Below are 20,286 nucleotides of genomic sequence, written 5' to 3' on the forward strand. Positions count from 1 at the left end.
ACCAATTTTTCAGAATGAAGAAAGTAATTGTTGTCGGGGGAGGGATCTCCGGGCTTTGTAGTGCATATTATTTAGTGAAGGATGGATGGGAAGTCACTGTTTTGGATCAAACAAAAATCGATAGTGGTACTTCGTATATCAATGCAGGATATATTACACCAAGTCATTTTGTTCCCTTGGCCGCCCCGGGGATAATTACCCAAGGCCTTAAGTGGATGCTCAATAGTTCCAGCCCTTTTTATATGAAGCCCAGATGGGATATGGATTTCTTCAAATGGGCACTATTGTTTAAAAAGTCCGCAACAGCTTCCAATGTTGAAAGAGCATTGCCTGTGCTCAAAGAGCTCAATCTGAAAAGTAGGACGTTGTATGAAGAATTATTGGCCTCTCATGATTTCGACTTTCATTACGAAAGAAAAGGGGTTTTGATGGCGTATTGTAGCGAGAAATCTGAAAAGGAGGAGCATGAAGTGGCCGAAAGAGCCATAAAGGAAGGTCTAGAGGTTTCCATACTGTCCCAAGAAGATTTACGAAAAGTACAACCTGTACTATCCGACCAAGTAAGGGGAGCTGTTCATTACAAGTGTGATGCCCACATGACACCCAATCATTTTATGGAGGAACTGAAAGGTTGGCTACAGGAACAAGGGGTGGGTTTTAAATTGGGGCAGAAAGTTGAGGATTTTTCCATAAAGGGCAAACAAATAACATCCTTGAAGACCCATGATAACAATTATGAGGCTGATGAGTTTGTATTGGCCAGTGGGAGCTGGACATCGAAGCTGGCGGCAACTTTGGGACTTAAAATTCCCATTCAAGGTGGAAAGGGCTACAGTATGGATGTTAAGAGGCCAACGGGAATAACCCTGCCCACTATTTTAGTGGATGCCAGAATGGCGATAACCCCAATGGATGGCTTTACCCGATTTGCGGGTACGATGGAGTTTTCCGGCAATAACGATACCATCCAAAAAAAACGTGTAATGGCTTTGTCCAATGCTGTAAAGGCGCACTATAGGGATTTTACCATACTTCCTGAAGAACAAGATTCCGCCACCTCCGGACTCAGGCCGGTATCTCCGGATGGATTGCCGTTTATTGGCAAAACCACAAAATATAAAAACCTGACCCTAGCGGCAGGTCACGCTATGATGGGATGGAGCCTGGGACCCATAACAGGAAAGCTGGTGTCGCAAGAAGTGAATGGCTCAAAAACTTCGATGGAGATGGCCCTGCTCTCACCTGAAAGGTTTCATTGATATTGATTTCTTCCCACGGCTTTTCTTTTGCATTTCGGTTGTTCTTATTCAATTAATTGCTTTTTTATGCAGTAGTGAAGGCGTTAAGGGTAATATAGTATTAGTATCTGGTAATTTGAATCGGTGTGCAACCATAGATTATCTATAGTTTTAGACTTATTTAAACTATGGAATCTTTTGTCAAAAAAATAAGTGTATTTTTTATACTTATAAAATTCGGTGCATCATTTGCCCAAGGAACCTTTGCGGAATATAAAAAGGCGATATCGCTGGATTCTTTGTTTCGGGATAAGGTCACGAACTCGCCCAAAAATTTTCATTGGCAAGAAAATAACCTTCTGTGGTACGTCAACAATACCCCGGAAGGAAAAGAATATCTCTGGGTAAACCCCTCGGAAAAAACGCAAGAAAAATGTTTTGACCATACCGTATTGGCCAAATTGCTATCAGAAAAATTTGAACAGGACATAGATGCAGGTCAAATCGACATCAGCGAACTGGAATTTGATTCGGATATGAGCGAGCTTCAATTCGTTTATGATGAAAAGAAAGTTTCATACCGTCCTGAAAACCAAAAATTAACAATTGTAGAGTCAAAAACCAAAGACCCAAAAAGAGATTGGGGCTATTGGGGCAGCAGGTTCGATGAGACCAATAATCCACCAGTTATGTCTCCCGATTCCACTATGTTGGCATTTATCAAGAATCACAACCTTTATATCAAAAACACCTCGACAGACGAAGAAACCCGGTTGAGCTATGATGGCTCTCCGGGTTTTTTCTATTCCACTTATATAAAATGGTCGCCTGATGGGGAAAAAATCATGGCATACAAGGTGCGTCCAGGAGATGAACGTAAAATATATTTTGTGGAATCCAGTCCAGAGGATCAGTTTCAGCCAAAATTGCAATCCAGGGATTATTTAAAGCCCGGGGATGAGCTCCCGTTCAAAAGCCCACAATTGTTTTTGGTCGGGAAAAAGAAACATATCCAAATTCCTACCGAGGAATTTGGCCATCAATTCGGGCTCAATAACATGGAATGGAGGGAAGATAGCAGTGCCTTTACTTTTGAATACAATCAACGAGGTCATCAGGCTTACAAAGTAATAGCGGTTGATGCAGTTACTGGAGCGGTAAAAGTGCTCGTAGATGAGGTCAGTAAAACCTTCATCGATTATAGCAGTAAAAAGTACAGGTACGATATTGATGATGGTAAAGAAATTATATGGACATCGGAAAGAGATGGGTGGAACCATATCTATTTGTATGATGGGGAAACGGGAAAAGTAAAAAAACAGCTTACCAAAGGAGATTGGGTAGTTCGAAATGTCATTCATGTGGATGAGGGGAACAGAGAGGTGTACTTTACGGCCAGTGGAATGGACAAGGGTCAAGACCCGTACTTCCTTCATTACTTTAAAATAGGTTTTGATGGCAGGAACCTAACCCGATTCACCAAAGAGAACGGGAACCATAAGGTTACTTTCTCGGAAGACCATGAGTATTATATAGATCAGTACTCCAGGGTGGATGCTCCACCCGTAACGCTTTTGAAATCATCAAAAAATGCCAAGACTCTAATGCAATTGCAAAAGGCCGACCATTCCGCATTGCTGGAAGAGGGGTGGATAGCTCCTGAGGTTTTCACGGCCAAAGGTAGGGATGGCCTTACCGATATATGGGGAATCATTATAAGGCCCACGTCCTTTGATCCCAACAAAACATACCCCGTAATTGAATATATTTATGCAGGGCCGCACAGTTCGTTTGTTCCCAAGGACTTCAGGTCGTACTACTGGTCCATGTCCTCTTTGGCGGAACTGGGGTTCATTGTGGTGCAGATAGACGGTATGGGGACTTCCAACCGCTCAAAGGCTTTTCACGATGTGTGCTGGAAAAACCTCAAAGATGGTGGTTTTCCCGATAGAAAAATTTGGATACGGGAAGCTGCCAGGAAATATCCGTATATGGATGCCGAAAACGTGGGCATTTTTGGGACTTCGGCAGGTGGGCAAAACGCAGCTGCAGCATTGGTCTTTAATTCGGATTTTTACGATGTGGCCGTATCCTCCTGTGGATGCCACGACAATAGAATGGATAAGATTTGGTGGAACGAACAGTTTATGGGCTATCCCGTAGGGCCACATTATGAGGCCTGTTCCAATGTGGAAAACGCAGGCCAAATGGGCGGCGATTTAATGTTGATCTTGGGGGAGGTGGATGATAACGTGGACCCCGCCAGCACCATGCAATTCGCCAATGCCCTGATCAAAGCCAACAAAGATTTTGAGTTGGTCACCATACCCGGTATGGGACACTCCTCCGGAGGGGAATTTGGCGAGCGGAAACGCAAGGACTTTTTTGTGAAACATTTGATGGATGTGGATCCGCCCTCTTGGGAAGAAATCTACAATTAGAAAAACAACGTTAAACCATAGGTTAGTAAAAATTATAGGAGTAAAGGAATTATTATGAAGTTAAGTAAGTTTTTTGTTGGTGCAGTATTGTTTGTGTTGACGGCCCAAATGAGTTTGGTGCACGCACAGAGTGGTAACCAGATTTTGGATGGAATAGGGGAGACCGGAATGATTGCCAGATATATTTTTGATGGAGATGCCAAAGATTGGTCCAGAAATAATTTGCACGCAAGAGCCTACGGCGAAATTGATTTTAAAGACGACGAGCAGTTTAAAAAGGTGCTCTCGCTGCCAGGGGATGGTAAATCCTATATTTCCATTCCTGGGGAATCTGTGCAAAGTGAAGAATCCATGAGTATCGCAACATGGGTCAATTTTCAGTCGAAGGAACCGGGCCAGCTGCTTTTTGATTTTGGAAAGGATGATAGGACACATTTTTTTGTCGCTCCATTCGGAACCAAAGATCGAAAAGGGTTCCAAGCCCAGGTCATATTGGATGGCAAATCAAGATATGAGGTGCTTTCCCCAGATTTGGAAATTGAAACAGACCAATGGGTGCATCTAGCCTTGGTCTTTGATATTCCATCAAAATCCATTGGTGTTTTTGTCAATGGAAAACAAACCGGCAAGGCAGTAAATGTAGAAATGGAATTGGAGGATTTATTTACCCATGAGAATTTACTCTATTTAGGAAAGCCGATCGTATCTGGAAATCCTTATCTCAAAGCAAAGATCCACGATTTTAGGTTGTATAGGATTCCTTTGAGTGAAAAGCAGGTAGGAAGGATTCGATATATTGCACTTAGAGGTGGGGATGCAGTGGTAAGACGGGAGAAACCTGAAGACAACCTGCCAAAATTTTCTTCTGAAGTCCCTCAATTGTACAATGAATTTTTGACAGGAGTGTCCGATGTTGAGGTGGAAACAGAACTAGGCTTCTTGCCCAGATTGCCACGTCATGTCAAAGGAACATATCGCGACGGGATCAAAGGTCCGATGGTTAGGGTCCTATGGCCATCTCCAACTGATAATGCCGAGGTGACCAAAACAGGAAGCTATGTAGTCACAGGCAGGGTACCGGGTACGGATTTTGAGCCTACGGCAAAAATTACCGTAAAGGCAAAAAAGGATTTGAAAACGCCTAACATGAAACTGGAAGTTTTTGGGTTAGATCAAGTAAGATTGGATTCAGATACTCATGGTAAGCAAACAAAGTTCATAGAAAACAGGGATAAGTTCATCAATACCTTGGCAGGGACCAACCCGGACTCCTTTTTGTTCATGTTCCGTAATGCCTTTGGACAAGAACAGCCCGAAGGAGCTGAACCATTGGGTGTTTGGGACAGTCAGGAAACCAAATTAAGGGGGCATGCCACGGGACATTATTTAACTGCCATAGCCCAGGCGTATGCCAGCACCGGTTACGACAAGGAACTGCAGGCCAATTTCGCCAATAAAATGGACTATATGGTAGAAGTAATGTACAAATTGTCTCAAATGTCCGGAAAACCTGTTAAAGCTGGGGGAGCGCACGAATCAGACCCCACTAAAGTGCCACATGGTCCAGGAAAAACAACCTACGACTCGGATTTGAGCGAAAATGGTATTCGAACAGATTACTGGAACTGGGGAGAAGGGTTTATCAGTGCCTACCCACCCGATCAGTTCATCATGCTGGAAAAAGGTGCTACCTATGGTACACAACCAACCCAAGTTTGGGCGCCATATTACACCCTGCACAAAATTTTGGCAGGTTTAATGGATATCTACGAGGTCAGTGGAAACAAGAAAGCCTTGGAAGTGGCCAAGGGAATGGGGGATTGGGTGTATGCCCGGTTGAGCCTGTTGCCAACCGATACATTGATAAGTATGTGGAACAGCTATATTGCCGGGGAATTCGGAGGGATGAACGAGGCCATGGCCCGATTGGATAGGATTACGGATGAACCAAGATACCTTAAGGTCGCACAACTTTTTGACAACATCAAAATGTTTTTTGGAGATGCGGAACATTCCCACGGATTGGCCAAAAATGTTGATTCCTTCCGTGGATTGCATGCCAACCAGCACATACCACAGATTATGGGGGCTCTTGAAATCTACCGGGATTCAGAATCTCCTGAATATTACCAAGTAGCGGATAATTTCTGGTACAAGGCAAAAAATGATTATATGTACAGCATTGGCGGAGTGGCCGGAGCAAGAAACCCGACAAATGCAGAATGTTTCATTGGGCAACCTGCTACCTTGTATGAAAATGGTTTTTCAGCAGGAGGACAAAATGAAACCTGTGCCACCTACAATATGCTAAAGCTGACTAAAAACCTCTTTCTTTTTGACCAGCGAACGGAGTTGATGGATTATTATGAGAGAGGCCTGTACAACCACATCTTGGCTTCGGTAGCTGAGGACAGCCCCGCAAATACCTATCATGTGCCATTGAGACCAGGTTCCGTCAAAAGATTTGGAAATGCGGATATGACAGGGTTCACTTGTTGTAATGGTACAGCATTGGAAAGTAGCACTAAGCTTCAAAACTCCATTTATTTCAAAAACAAGGACAATAGCGCACTATATGTAAACCTATTTGTACCCTCAACTCTGGAATGGACCGAGAAAGATATTAGCGTAGAGCAAAAGACAGCTTTTCCAAAAGAGGATAACACCCAATTGATCATAAAAGGTAAAGGAAAGTTTGATTTGAACCTACGTGTTCCCCAATGGGCGACCAAAGGCTTTTATGTGAAAGTGAATGGCAAAGACCAGCGGATAAAAGCAGAACCCGGTTCCTATTTGACCCTGAGACGTAAATGGAAAGATGGTGATGTCATTGATGTTCAAATGCCATTTCAATTCCATTTGGACCCGGTAATGGACCAACAAAACATCGCAAGCCTTTTTTATGGACCCGTACTGTTGGTGGCACAGGAGCCCGAACCACGAAACGATTGGCGAAAAGTAACCTTGGATGCCAAGGATATAGGCAAGACCATAGAGGGAGACCCGAAAACATTGGAATTTACCATTGATGGTGTGGTTTTTAAACCGTTCTACGAAACCTACGGACGTCACTCGGTCTATATGGATGTAACACTGGAATAGCTGGACTGCATCAATGCAACGAAGCCAATCACTACCTTTAGGTAGAAAACGATAATTAAATACGCACAAAATGGATTTGAAAAAAACTGGAATCATATTGATGGCCTTGATCGGCTCCTATGCAACAGCACAGAACAGTAAGTTGGCTGATCTTGTTACTGAATTTGAGGCGGACAACTGGGCATTGAACCGTACCTACAACGTAGAAGAATCCGAGGAGTATTATCAGCGGTTTTCCAGGTTTTATGATGACTGGGACAAAAAGTTGTCCGCTTTGGATTTTGGTTCATTGAGCCAACAGGGAAAGGTGGACTATGTTCTTTTGAAGAACTTGGTGACCAAGGGTAAGTATTTTTTAGATCAAGATTACGAAGCCTTTGACGAAGTCGCAGAAGTAAGCCATTTCACCAAGGATATCTTCCAATTCATTAAGGACCGTCGAAGGGGCAAAAAGCCCGACTCAAAAGAATTGGCGCAAATATTCCAGAATGCCACACAAACCATTGATTCTGAAATGGAGTCATGGAAAGCCAAACCATTTAAGGATTGGCAAACGGCGGATAAAGCTTCCGAAGTAGTGAAATCGCTTCAAAAAGGATTGGAAGAAGCGTATAACTTCTATTATGGTTACGATCCCGATTTTACATGGTGGGTGGAAAAACCTTATGAGCGACTGAATGAAAAATTGACCGTTTATGCGGAATTTCTGAAAAACAACTATTCAGAGAACAGTGTCAAGGATGATGGTAGTGGAATCATTGGTAAGCCCATTGGGGAGGATGCGCTAAACGAAAGCTTGGCGATGGCTTTTATCCCCTACACCCCTTCGGAGCTTATAAAAACCGCAGAGGAGCAATTTGAGTGGTGCAAGAACGAAATGATAAAGGCATCCCGTGAATTGGGATACGGCGATGATTGGAAAAAGGCCATGGAACATGTGAAGAACACCTATGTTCCGGCAGGGGAGCAGCCCCAGGCCATTATGGACCTTTACTCCCAGTCCGTTGATTTTATTGAAAAGCGGGATTTGATCACCTTACCCGATTTGGCCAAGGAAACCTGGGGAATGGAAATGATGAGTCCTGAACGGCAGAAAGTGAACCCGTTCTTCCTTGGAGGAAGGGACATTATCATTTCCTACCCGACCATGGAAATGGACCATAATGACAAGTTGATGAGCATGCGTGGCAATAACCCCAACTTTTCTTTTCCAACGGTACAGCATGAGTTGCTTCCCGGCCATAACCTTCAATATTTCATGACCAGTCGTCACAAAAGCTATAGGAGACCGTTTTATAATCCTTTTTGGACGGAAGGATGGGCGTTGTATTGGGAAATTATCCTTTGGAACAAGGGTTTTCCCCAAACACCTGAACAGAAATTAGGTATGCTGTTCTGGAGGATACATAGATGTGCACGAATCATCTTCTCGCTGAAGTTCCATTTAGGGGAAATGACCCCTCAGGAGTGTATAGACCTTTTAGTTGATGAGGTAGGTCACGAATATGCCAATGCAGAGGCAGAAGTAAGGCGTTCCTTTACAACCAACTACCCACCACTATACCAATTGGCCTATATGATGGGAGGCCTACAGTTCTATGCCCTTCGAAATGAAATGCTGGATAAAGGATGGACGGAAAAACAGTTCCACGATCGGGTAATGAAAGAGGGAAGGATGCCGGTAGAGCTATTACGAGCTTTATTGCAGGATCTTCCTTTGAACAAGAACTATAGGACAAAGTGGAAATTTTCCACAGCGTTCAAATAAGCATGTACCTATTATTCTAAAATGGGATAAGAGTGGTATCACTCATCCAAAAACCAAACTAACACCAAGATGAAACATATAAAGTATTGGCTGGCTTCCGCATTTTGTATGGTCACCGTTTCGAGCATAATGGCACAGGACACCTATTGGAGCAGGGTGGAAAAAAGGGAATCGACTTTGGGCATAGCCGATGTTTATCAAAAATTCGATACCCCCGACTTTAAGTTGAAATTGGTAAGGGCATCACAGACCGTTGCGGCATTGAGCCCCAATAGCGACCCCTACTTTGACTTTACCCCAGGCGACCGTCTGGAAATAAGGGACAAGGACAGCCTGTATCATTTGGGGGACATTAACCTTCGGATAAAAGGAGTCAATGGGATTTGGAAAGAGTATTCCACGGCCACCAATAGGGCAAAAGTGGAACCATTGGAGACTGGGGGAAATGTTTTGGCAGCTGCTGACTTGGCCAATACCCTGCCTGGGGATATACCTGTTTCCGTAAAAAGATTTTACGAACTGGATAATGACCAACTGGTCATGCGTTTTGAAATCACCAATAAACAAAACAGACCATTGGAAATAGGGGCATTGGGAGTTCCAATGGTATTTAACAACATTCTTGAAGGCAAGTCCTTGGTGGAAACCCATGCCCAAAACGTATTTTTTGACCCCTATATCGGGAAAGATGCAGGTTACCTTGAGGTAAAAAGGTTGAGTGGGAGGGGTCCGGCCCTATTGGTGCTGCCCAAAGATCATATGCCATTTGAGGCGTATAGACCTTTATTGGACGATCCCACTCCGAAGAGTATCGTCTTTGAAGGGTTTCACGAGTGGATGGCATATAGCCAAGCTTATTCCGAAAACGAATGGAAAGGAGTGGAACAATGGAACGAACCAACCTCGCTTGTTCTTCAACCAAATGAAACCAAAAACTTTGCCTTGAAATTTGTACTTGCCGAAGGAATCAAGAATATACAGGAGACACTTGTCAAGGAGGAACATCCCGTTGCGGTCGGTGTTCCAGGTTACGTACTGCCACAAGACGTTGAGGGGCAATTGTTCATCGATTATAACAAGGGGGTTGCTTCCATAAAGGTTGAACCCACCGGAGCATTGGAAATCAAGGAGAAAGGCACTACTCCTTTAGGAAAGAAAAAATACAATGTCCATGGAAAAAAATGGGGCAGGGCCAGACTTACCATTACCTATACTGATGATACAGAACAGACCATCAACTATAAAATCATTAAACCAGAGGCAGAGGTTATTGAGGATTTTGGACATTTTCTGACCACGGAACAATGGTTCGATAACCCCAATGACCCATTTGGACGAAATCCATCAGCGATAAGCTATGATTACGAGAAAAAGGAAAAGGTAGTTCAAGATGGTAGAGTTTGGATCAGTGGATTGAGCGATGAAGGTGGGGCAGGTAGTTGGTTGGCAGCCGTCATGAAGCAATTGGTTCAACCTGACAAGGACGAAATCCAGAAGTTGCAAGATTTTGTGGATCAAACACTATGGGGAGGAATCCAGTATAATGAAGGTCCGAATAAGTATGGGGTCAAAAAGAGTTTGTATTATTACGAACCCGACTCTTTGCCCAAAGGCACGTACAGTGATAAAATCAATTACGATACCTGGGCGGCATGGGACCATAAGCATGCGAACGACCCTGGAAGGTCCTATAACTATCCCCATGTGGCGGCCGCATATTGGGTCATGTACCGTTTGTCCCGTTACTACAAAGGTTTGGTGGATAACAGGTCTTGGGATTGGTATTTGCAAAATGCCTATCATACCAGTGTAGCCATGGTGGAGCAGGCACCGTACTATGCCCAGTTTGGACAAATGGAGGGCTCCGTGTTCCTATTTATTTTAGAAGACCTGAAGCACGAAGGGCTTACGGCAATGGCCTCGGATTTGGAAGAACGAATGAAAAAGCGTGCCGATCATTGGCGGGCATTGGATTACCCTTTTGGCAGTGAAATGCCATGGGATTCCACTGGACAAGAAGAAGTGTATATGTGGTCCAGTTATTTTGGGTATGATAGAAAAGCCTATGTGACACTTAGTGCCATTTTGGCCTACATGCCAACAATGCCTCATTGGGGATACAATGGTAATGCCAGAAGATATTGGGATTTTTTATACGGTGGAAAAGCTGGCGAAACTTCACGTGTGGAACGCCAAATCCATCATTATGGTTCTTCACTGAATGCCATTCCCGTTTTAAATCATTACCGAAAAAAACCGGAAGATCTGTACCTGTTGAAAGTGGGTTACGGAGGTTTGTTGGGAGGGATTTCGAATATTACCCAAGACGGATTCGGGCCGGCCGCATTCCATTCATACCCTTCGACTTTAAAAATCGACGGTATTTCCGGTGATTATGGGTCTGGGTTTTATGGATACGCCGTAAACACATCATCCTACCTTACCAAAGATGAGGATATGGGATGGTTGGTCTTTGGGGGAAATCTATCCCAAAAAGCCGCCGTTGTGGAATTGGAACCGACCACGGCCTCAAGGTCCAGGGTATTCATAGCTCCCAAAAAGCTTTGGCTTACCTTGGATGCAGGTTCATTTAAAAAAGTGGCCTATAACAACGAGAATGGGGATGTAACCCTGACCTTGGATGCCAAAAACGCACATACTCCTTATGCCTATTTGCGTGTGGAGGGCATGGATGTTGAACTGCCTTATAAAAAGGTCAGGGGTGCGTATCAAATTGAATTGGGCAAGAAAGAAACAGAAGTCAAACTATAAGCCTAAAAGGGTGGTTGTTGCCAATTGTGAAACATAGGGTATTGTACATATTACTTTTTGTCATGGTCTTGGGCAATGTCTCTGGTCAAGGAAAAAAAGGTCAATTGCCCGTTGGGAAGGTGGACCCTATTCTTCCCGGTTATTTTGCTGACCCTACAATCAAAAAGTTTGGGGACACATATTATATCTATGCTACCACTGACAATGAAATGTTGGCCTCAGGAGTACCTACGGTATGGTACAGCAAAGATTTTGAGCATTGGTACAACCATACCATGGAAGTTCCCTCATTGGAATCCGTCAACCTCAGAAATTTTTGGGCTCCGGACATTATTGAAGGGAGTGATGGAAGGTACTACCTGTATTTTGGTAATTGCCAGGCAGGTTGCAATATTTATGGATATGTATCCAGTTCCCCAGTGGGACCATGGGAAAAATTGAACGAAGACGATACCCCTGTAATTGCCCATAATTATCCCAAGGAAGGGTTTCCATCATTGGATGCACAGTTTTTTACCGATGATGATGGTAAAATCTATGCTTATTGGGGCACTTGGGTACATTATAACGGAGGCTATGCCGTGGGGGAGTTGGACAGTAAGAACATGTCAAAAATCAAAAACCCGAAGAACATACCCTTGGATCAGACTCCTGAACCTTTTGAAGCTGCTTACATGATGAAGAAAGGGGACAAATACATTTTGATGTACTCTGGAGGCTCTTGTCATGATGAAACCTACAATGTAAGGTATTCCTATTCCGATAGTCCCTATGGACCGTTTACACCGGGTACGAACAACCCCATACTCAGTTCCAATGGTAATGGGACGGTACACGGCCCGGGGCACCATTCTGTTTTGGAGGAGGACGGGAGTCACTACATTGTTTACCATAAACACGATTATCCAATGACAAGGGGCGGTTTGTCCCGCCAAGTCAGTGTTGATGAACTCATTTTTGAAAATGATTCCACTTTACAACAAGTGAGCCCTGGAAGCAAGGGGCCAGGGAAATCAATACAATCGAATGTCCCTTCCAATTTAGCATTGCATGCCAAGGCAAGCGCCTCCTCATTTTATCAATTGGAGTCACTTGAATACGATTATGCTTACCTACCATCATATGCCACCGATGGTTACAATGCGACCATGTGGAAAGCAGGGGATAATTCTTTTCCACAAAGCCTGACGATCGATTTGGAAACGCAGACCCATGTAAAAAGGATAATGACCCAATTTGAGTTTGCTGGATACTATTACCAGTACACATTGGAATATTCCTTGGATGGGAAGAATTGGGAGGTTTTCGCAGACCGTTCAAAGAACAGGATTTCAGGCAGCCCAATGACCGATGATGCTGATGTAAAGGCCCGCTATATCAAACTCACAGTTTTAGATACCGAAAAAACAGGTTTGTTAGCAGCAGTTTGGAACATTAAAGTATTTGGGTCCTTGTTTGATATTCCTTTGGAAATCAATGGTAAGCCATCAATTGAAGGCCCTGGGACGAAAAGCTCTCGTCAAAAATTAGTGAGTATCGATGCCAAAGATGTTCTTGAGAAGAGGAACTTTGACAGTTTGATCAATACCGGAACAATTGGTGGAAGTTTTGAGAAGAAAGGGGAGGTATCCATATATCAACAAGATGGTATTACGGCATTCAACTTTAAAAAAGGGGCTTTGGTGCTCAACCAACCGGTTCCGAAAAGCTTGGAATGGAATGGGGCGTTTACGGTAGCCACTTGGGTAAAGAATCCGGAAATATCAAAGGAGGGTGAGTGTTTGTTGTCGTGGTGCGACCGCTTTGAGTTCAATTTGGCAAACTCCTATAATGCGTTGCACTACAACAGTGGCAATTATGGTGCCGCCGCACATTTGGATGGTCATTTTGACATGAAGTACAATGCCCTTCCCCCCGCCAACGAATGGCATCATATCGTGCTGACTTTTGATGGTGTAGTGGAAAAAATGTATGTCAACGGGAAACTGGACAATTCCCAGGTAATGGTATTGGCCTCACAGATAAAAAATGCCAAATTACGGATAGGGGCTTCGGATGTGGGGGAGCATTATTCAGGATATTTGGCATCCTTGGAGATGTACGATTACGCCCTGAATGAGGCGGATATCCAAAAATTAATGATGGAAACAAGTCCTGTTCGAGACAATTGAATCGATTGGAAAACTGAGGTTCTTCAAATATCAGAGTTTAAAACTAAAACCGTCCTCAGCTACTTTTTTCTCATACTTTTCCTTATCAAAGACATAAAGATAAGCTCCCTTTCTTGATACGGTCATATCCTTTTCGTCCAACTTTACCAGAACATCCAAAGAATTGATTTTATTGATGAAATTACGCTTGTCCAATTTTTTGTCCAGTATGGATTCATAGAGGTTTTGAAGTTGTCGCATGGTAAACTTTTCAGGAAGAAGCTCAAAGCCAATGGGCATGGTCATGGCACGTCGCTGTAGTCTGGCGATGGCTTTTCGAATCATTTCCTCATGGTCAAAAATCAAATTTGGGGCTTCGTCCATGTCAAACCATCGAGCGGAATCAATTTGGATGCCATCAAACTGATGTGATTCTACATCAATCAGGGCAAAATATGCCACGGAGATAGTACGCTGACCAGGATCCCTATCCACTTTACTGTAGGTATAGACCTGTTCCATGTAAATATCGCTCAATCCCGTTAAAGTGTTCAATACCCTTGTGGCTGCTTGATCCAGGTTTTCATTTTTCTTCAAAAAACCACCGATCAAGGACCATTTCCCTTTTTCTGGCTCAAAATTCCGTTTAATGAGCAAAATTTTCAAATTGGTCTTGTCAAAACCAAAAATAATACAATCCACTGCCAACAGAACTTGGTCTTCTTTCTGATAAAAATTGAGTTGTCTGTCAATTTCAGTGGTCAATTCCACATTTTTGGCTTTCTCCATAATGGCTAAAATCTTAAAACTATACTTTTTAAACAAGTATCTATGGTCAAAAACTTCAAAAATCGATGCGCAGAGCATCCGAGCATGAAGAAGGTCAAACTTCTAATTTCCCAATTTGACCTTAATTTTCTGAAAATTAGCTTATTGGTATTATTTTTTTCTTTGTAGTGTAAAAATAACACATAAAATTAGTATTTTAATTTGCTTAAAAGGAGAAACTTTTGCTACATTTATAAATGTAAAAACAACACTTTAATATTTTAAAGCACTATATTGCTGATATTATTTGAGTTAGTTTAAGTTTAGTAATTTTTAAAGGCCACGATTTAGGTCGTGGTCTTTTTTAACCAGATGCACATGAAAATTTTTAACTATTCCACGGTCGTTTTGGCCCTTTTGTGTTCGGTCGCGATTTCCGCGCAAGAACCGGTTCAAGTAACTGTAAACGAAGACGCGGAAGCTCCCATGATCAGCAAACACATCTACGGGCATTTTTCTGAACACTTGGGAAGATGTATCTACGGAGGGCTCTACGTTGGAGAGGAGAGTATGGTTCCCAATACGGCCGGGGTGAGAAATGATATAATCGAAGCCCTGAAAGAGCTTAAGATTCCAAATTTAAGATGGCCCGGGGGTTGTTTTGCGGACACCTATCATTGGAAAGATGGTGTAGGGCCAAAAAGCGAACGGCCGACCATGATAAACCGATGGTGGGGTGGGGTCACGGAAGACAATAGTTTTGGAACACACGACTTTCTCAACCTTTGTGAAACCCTGGGTGCAGAACCTTATTTGGCAGCCAATGTGGGAAGTAGTACCGTGAAGGAGTTTACTGAATATGTGGAGTATGTGCTTCATCAAGGGGGAAGTCCCATGGCTGAATGGCGTAAAGAGAATGGTAGGGAGGAACCTTGGAATGTAAAATACTGGGGCGTTGGAAATGAGATGTGGGGTTGCGGTGGAAATATGACCGCTGAGCATTATGCCAATATTTATCGTCAATATGCAACTTTTATGACGGATTGGACCAATAGCGATGGTATTTTCCGAATTGCCTCTGGAGCCAATGTGGACGACTACCACTGGACAGAGGTTTTGATGAGGGATATTCCCAAACACTTGATTGAAGGGGTTGCACTGCACTCGTATTCGTTTGTGGAATGGAACGAAAAAGGTTCATCCATCGATTATAGCGAGGAAGAGTACTTTTCCACTATGAAAACAGCCTTGAAAATGGACACCTTGGTTACCAAGCATTCCGCTATCATGGACAAATACGATCCCGACAACACCATTGCCCTAGTGGTTGATGAATGGGGAGGATGGTACGATGTTATGGAAGGCACCAACCCAGGGTTTCTCTATCAGCAGAATACTATGCGGGATGCTATGATTGCCGGCATCAGTTTGAATATATTCAATAATCACGCAAGAAGGGTAAAGATGGCCAATCTAGCGCAAACGGTAAATGTTCTGCAGGCTGTTGTTCTAACGGAAGATGAGAAAATGTTGTTGACACCAACCTATCATGTGATGAAGATGTACAATGTACATCAAGATGCGCAATTGCTTCCAGTTGACTTTGATTCCCCTACCTACGGGTTCGAAGGAGAGGAGTTGCCCGCGATTTCCATCTCGGCATCCAAAACAGAGGCTGGCGAAATCAATGTTTCATTGGTTAACATCGATGCACATAAATCACATACGGTAAAACTTAACCTTGGCGATATGGATGTCAAGGATTTTTCAGGAACCATTTTGTCCTCCGATGATTTACAGGATCACAACACCTTTGACGAGCCCGAAAAAATCACACCAAAGGAGCTGAAAAAGGTAAAGTTCCGCAAAGGTATGCTCGAAGTGGAAGTTCCGCCATTTTCTGTTATGGTGCTTACCGGAAAATAAATCAAACTGGAAAAAAACAAATGCCTTTTTGTCTCCTCAATTCTTGTTTTGGGAATACCTAAAGGCATGGACAACCCACGCAATATAAATCCAACTAAAACCAACTAGATGAAACCGTTTAAATACATAGTATTGTTGATTTCCCTGACAGTTTTCTTCAATTGCAAGAAGGAAGAAGAAAGCGAAGAGGAAGTGAATGGGGAAAACCAAACAGGTTATGTGATTGAGCCCGTGAACATTCAGAACGTAAAGCTCAATGATGCATTCTGGTTGCCGATAATACAACGGGTTCAGGAAAAAACCATTGAATATGCTTTGGCCAAATGTGAGGAAGAAGGTCGTTTTGATAATTTTTTGATTGCAGGAGGAGAAATGGAAGGCGAAACGAGAGGGGCCATGCCGTTCGACGATACCGATGTCTATAAAATTATCGAAGGAGCCTCCAATTCCCTGATCAGTGCTCCAAACCCGAAACTGGAATCTTTGGTAGATTCCTTGGTGGCTATTATAAAGGTGGGCCAAGAAAAGGATGGGTATTTAACTACTTGGCGAACAATCGACCCGACCAATCCACCCGCCAATTGGGTAAATGTTGAAAAAGGAGAACGATGGGAGTCTTTGGAGGCAAGTCATGAACTTTACAATGCAGGCCATTTGTACGAAGCAGCAGCTGTGCATTACAAAGCCACGGGAAAACGAAACTTTTTGGACATAGCCGTCAAAAATGCAGACTTAATGGTAGATACCTTTGGCGATGGCGAAGGTAAAATTGCTGTTGTTCCCGGACATCAGATCATAGAAACAGGGCTCATCAAATTGTATCAGATTACAGGAAAGCAGGAGTATCTAAAACTATCAAAATACTTTTTGGACAACAGGGGCAACCCTGAAAACCATGAACTCTTCGGACCTTATTCCCAAGATCATTTGCCGGTTGTGGCGCAAGACGAGGTAGTGGGGCATGCCGTAAGGGCAGTATACATGTACGCCGCCATGACGGATATTGCCGCTATAAAAAAGGATACTGCCTATTTGGATGCAGTTAATGCACTCTGGGAGAACATGGTGAACAAAAAAATGTACATAACGGGAGGTATTGGCGCCAAGCATGATGGGGAAGCATTCGGTGAAAACTATGAGTTGCCCAATTTAACGGCTTACAATGAAACATGCGCTTCTATTGGAGATGTATACTGGAACCATAGGTTGCACAACCTTACGGGGGACGTAAAATACTTTGATGTCATCGAAAGGACTCTCTACAACGGGTTGATTTCGGGCTTGTCACTGGATGGTCAACAATTCTTTTACCCCAATGCATTGGAATCGGATGGCGTTTATAAATTCAATCAAGGGGCATGTACCCGAAAAGATTGGTTCGATTGTTCTTGCTGCCCCACCAATGTGATTCGATTTATTCCCGCTATGCCCGGTCTTATTTATTCCAAAACTGGAAATACCCTATATACCAATCTTTATGCGAGCAATGAGGCAAATGTGGCATTGAAAGATCAAGATGTTTTGGTTGCCCAAAGCACTTCCTATCCATGGGATGGGAAGGTAAGATTCACTGTAAACCCGGAACAGAAGGGGGAATTTACCATCAAATTCAGAATACCGGGATGGTCCAGGAATATCGTTTTGCCAGGTGATTTGTATCAGTATGCATCCAAAGATGAAACAAGCAACAAGCTTAGCCTAAATGGGGAGGAGCTTGATGTGGTTGCGGATAATGGCTATTTCACAGTGACCAGAACATGGGAACCAGGGGATGAGGTGGAACTGGAGTTTCCAATGTCTGTCAGAAAAGTGATCGCGAATCCAAAAGTAGAAGAGGATAAGGATAAAATGTCCCTGGAGTACGGGCCCATAGTGTACGCGGTGGAGGAAATCGATAACAAGGGCACTTTTGATGCCATTCAAATAACGACGGATGAAGAATTCAAGGTGGAGATGCAGCCCGAATTATTGGAAGGGGTCAATACGATATCAAACCAAAAATTGACTGCAATACCATATTATGCTTGGTCCAATCGGGGGATTGGAAAAATGAAGGTGTGGTTGCCGACGCAAGAAAAATAGAATGTACCACTCTCAACATAAAAGAAATGACTAGAGTACTTTTTTTGGCACTGGTTTTGATCTCGGGTTTTTATGGCTGTAAAAATCAAGGGGAAACCAAAACTGATGATAGCGTAGCTGAAATGGAACGGGAGTTGGTGGTCAGCATGGAAGATAGGGGTATAAAAATTCAGCCCACCATGTACGGAATCTTTTTCGAGGACATCAACTTTGCCGCAGATGGCGGTTTGTATGCCGAAATGATCAAAAACCGCTCTTTCGAGTTCTCATTGCCTAAAACGGGCTGGGTTGAGCCCAATAGTGATAGACATTCCTATAATGATGATTCAGGGATCCTAACCGTGGTTAAATATTCCGAAGAAGGAACCAACCACAATTTCTCTCGTGTAGCGGTGAACAATGATGAAGGATATGTCTTGATCAACGAAGGTTTCAGAGGCATGGGAGTCAAAGAAGGCGCTCAATATGATTTTTCCGTCAAAGCCGCCAAGCGTTTTGGTAATATTCAAAAAATTAAACTTCAAGTGATCGATTCCCTTGACAGTGTGTTGGGAGAGACTTCAATTGCTCCCGACAGCGATTCCTGGAAAACCTACGAATCAACTTTTACCACCAATGCATCAGAAATGAAGGCCAAGGTAAAGATCACTTTCGAAGGAGAAGGTGAGATTGATCTGGATATGATTTCCCTTTTTCCTCAAGATACATGGAAGGGACGAAAAAAAGGACTTCGTAAGGATTTGGTTCAACTGTTGGATGATTTGAACCCTGGGTTCCTTCGTTTCCCAGGTGGATGTATCGTGGAGGGAAGAACCTTGGCAAGAAGATATCAATGGAAGAAAACGGTTGGGGATATTGAAGACAGGGAAATATTGGTGAACCGATGGAACACGGAGTTCGCCCATCGTCCAACCTCGGATTATTATCAAAGCTTTGGACTTGGATTCTTTGAATATTTTCAATTATCCGAAGATATGGGAGCTGAACCTCTTCCGATTTTGGGGTGTGGTATCGCTTGTCAGTTTAACACAGGGGAATTGGTGCCCATGGACGAGTTGGACCCATATGTGCAAGATGCATTGGATTTGATCGAGTTTGCCAACGGAGGTACTGATACAACTTGGGGTCAGGTGCGCGCCGATATGGGGCATCCAGAGCCTTTTAACATGAAATACATTGGGATTGGAAATGAGCAATGGGGCCCGGCTTACATCGAGAGGTACAAGGTGTTCGAGGAAGCCATCAAATCCAAATACCCGGAAATCATTATCGTTTCAGGTAGTGGACCTTTCCCAGAAGGCGATTATTTTGAGTATGGATGGGAACAACTAAAGCAAATGAACGCGGAGATCGTGGATGAACACTATTACAAACCACCAAAATGGTTTCTAGAGAATGCCGGTCGTTATGACGACTACGATAGGGAAGGACCCAAAGTGTTTGCCGGTGAGTACGCGGCCCAAACCGTGGCCATAGCGAGTCCAGAGAATAAAAACAACTGGAATGCGGCTCTTTCAGAAGCAGCCTTTATGACAGGTTTGGAGAGAAACGCCGAAGTGGTTCATTTAACATCATATGCACCTTTGATGGCCCATGCCGACGGCTGGCAATGGACTCCGGATATGATATGGTTCAACAATTTGGAATCCTTCGGAACACCTAACTATCAGGTGCAAAAAATGTACTCCACAAATCCGGGGACCGACCTTTTGAAGATTACGGAGAACGGAGAAAAAATTATTGGAAAAGACGGTCTTTATGCCAGTGCGGTAAAGGACACAAATACCAATGAGTTGATTGTAAAGGTGGTGAACACATCCGAACTTGTTCAAAGTCTCTCTATTAGGGTAGAAGGAGGAAGTGTAACCGATAGTGTTACGGTATTGACAATGGGAATGGATGATTTAGAGGCCGAAAACTCCTTTGAGGAACCAATGAAAATCAGTCCCAAAGAGGGGTCGGCTTCCATGGAAGGAGATACCCTTAAAGCGGAAATACCATCGATGACATTTTCAATCTATAAAATCAGTTTGTGAAAA

General features: G+C 43.4%; 10 protein-coding genes. 9 read left to right on the top strand and 1 reads right to left on the bottom strand.

Annotation, left to right across the window (positions count from 1 at the left end; genetic code table 11):
* Positions 1–14: 14 nt before the first annotated feature.
* From EO132_RS15620 to EO132_RS15645, 6 genes are all read left to right on the top strand, one after another.
* Entirely contained in the window at positions 15–1,259 is a 1,245-nt protein-coding gene (locus EO132_RS15620; RefSeq protein ID WP_127138747.1) for an NAD(P)/FAD-dependent oxidoreductase, read from the top strand.
* A gap of 167 nt (positions 1,260–1,426) precedes the next feature.
* Positions 1,427–3,679: a S9 family peptidase gene (locus EO132_RS15625; RefSeq protein ID WP_127138748.1), complete on the top strand. Its 2,253-nt coding sequence runs from the start codon at positions 1,427–1,429 to the stop codon at positions 3,677–3,679.
* A 54-nt stretch (positions 3,680–3,733) separates the two neighbouring features.
* Positions 3,734–6,781 (top strand): beta-L-arabinofuranosidase domain-containing protein, encoded by a 3,048-nt coding sequence (locus EO132_RS15630; protein WP_127138749.1) that lies wholly within the window; start codon positions 3,734–3,736, stop codon positions 6,779–6,781.
* Positions 6,782–6,851: 70 nt separating this feature from the next.
* The gene (locus tag EO132_RS15635) at positions 6,852–8,549 is read left to right on the top strand and encodes a DUF885 family protein (protein WP_127138750.1); all 1,698 of its coding nucleotides are present in this window, start codon (positions 6,852–6,854) and stop codon (positions 8,547–8,549) included.
* A gap of 69 nt (positions 8,550–8,618) precedes the next feature.
* Positions 8,619–11,321: a DUF5695 domain-containing protein gene (locus tag EO132_RS15640; RefSeq protein WP_127138751.1), complete on the top strand. Its 2,703-nt coding sequence runs from the start codon at positions 8,619–8,621 to the stop codon at positions 11,319–11,321.
* A 41-nt stretch (positions 11,322–11,362) separates the two neighbouring features.
* The gene (locus EO132_RS15645; protein WP_235856484.1) at positions 11,363–13,492 is read left to right on the top strand and encodes a family 43 glycosylhydrolase; all 2,130 of its coding nucleotides are present in this window, start codon (positions 11,363–11,365) and stop codon (positions 13,490–13,492) included.
* Positions 13,493–13,522: 30 nt separating this feature from the next.
* Here EO132_RS15645 and EO132_RS15650 read toward each other — a convergent pair whose 3' ends face one another.
* Entirely contained in the window at positions 13,523–14,260 is a 738-nt protein-coding gene (locus EO132_RS15650) for an NUDIX hydrolase (protein WP_127138753.1), read from the bottom strand.
* 357 nt (positions 14,261–14,617) lie between these two features.
* Between EO132_RS15650 and EO132_RS15655 the strand changes: the two genes are divergently transcribed.
* From EO132_RS15655 to EO132_RS15665, 3 genes are all read left to right on the top strand, one after another.
* On the top strand, positions 14,618–16,165 hold the full coding sequence (locus EO132_RS15655) for an alpha-N-arabinofuranosidase (protein WP_127138754.1): 1,548 nt from the start codon (positions 14,618–14,620) through the stop codon (positions 16,163–16,165).
* Between the two features lie 108 nt (positions 16,166–16,273).
* Positions 16,274–18,247 carry a glycoside hydrolase family 127 protein gene (locus EO132_RS15660; protein ID WP_127138755.1) on the top strand — a complete coding sequence of 658 codons (1,974 nt, stop codon included), beginning with the start codon at positions 16,274–16,276 and terminating at the stop codon, positions 18,245–18,247.
* Positions 18,248–18,273: 26 nt separating this feature from the next.
* Entirely contained in the window at positions 18,274–20,283 is a 2,010-nt protein-coding gene (locus EO132_RS15665; RefSeq protein ID WP_127138756.1) for an alpha-L-arabinofuranosidase C-terminal domain-containing protein, read from the top strand.
* The last annotated feature ends 3 nt before the right edge of the window (positions 20,284–20,286 follow it).

Source organism: Flagellimonas oceanensis (assembly GCF_003992595.1).
In the GTDB taxonomy this organism is placed as follows: domain Bacteria; phylum Bacteroidota; class Bacteroidia; order Flavobacteriales; family Flavobacteriaceae; genus Flagellimonas; species Flagellimonas oceanensis.

Coding starts and splice junctions, on each gene's coding strand:
- EO132_RS15620 (WP_127138747.1), top strand. CDS start 15: ATGAAGAAAGTAATTGTTGTCGGGGGAGGGATCTCCGGGCTTTGTAGT.
- EO132_RS15625 (WP_127138748.1), top strand. CDS start 1,427: ATGGAATCTTTTGTCAAAAAAATAAGTGTATTTTTTATACTTATAAAA.
- EO132_RS15630 (WP_127138749.1), top strand. CDS start 3,734: ATGAAGTTAAGTAAGTTTTTTGTTGGTGCAGTATTGTTTGTGTTGACG.
- EO132_RS15635 (WP_127138750.1), top strand. CDS start 6,852: ATGGATTTGAAAAAAACTGGAATCATATTGATGGCCTTGATCGGCTCC.
- EO132_RS15640 (WP_127138751.1), top strand. CDS start 8,619: ATGAAACATATAAAGTATTGGCTGGCTTCCGCATTTTGTATGGTCACC.
- EO132_RS15650 (WP_127138753.1), bottom strand. CDS start 14,260: ATGGAGAAAGCCAAAAATGTGGAATTGACCACTGAAATTGACAGACAA.
- EO132_RS15655 (WP_127138754.1), top strand. CDS start 14,618: ATGAAAATTTTTAACTATTCCACGGTCGTTTTGGCCCTTTTGTGTTCG.
- EO132_RS15660 (WP_127138755.1), top strand. CDS start 16,274: ATGAAACCGTTTAAATACATAGTATTGTTGATTTCCCTGACAGTTTTC.
- EO132_RS15665 (WP_127138756.1), top strand. CDS start 18,274: ATGACTAGAGTACTTTTTTTGGCACTGGTTTTGATCTCGGGTTTTTAT.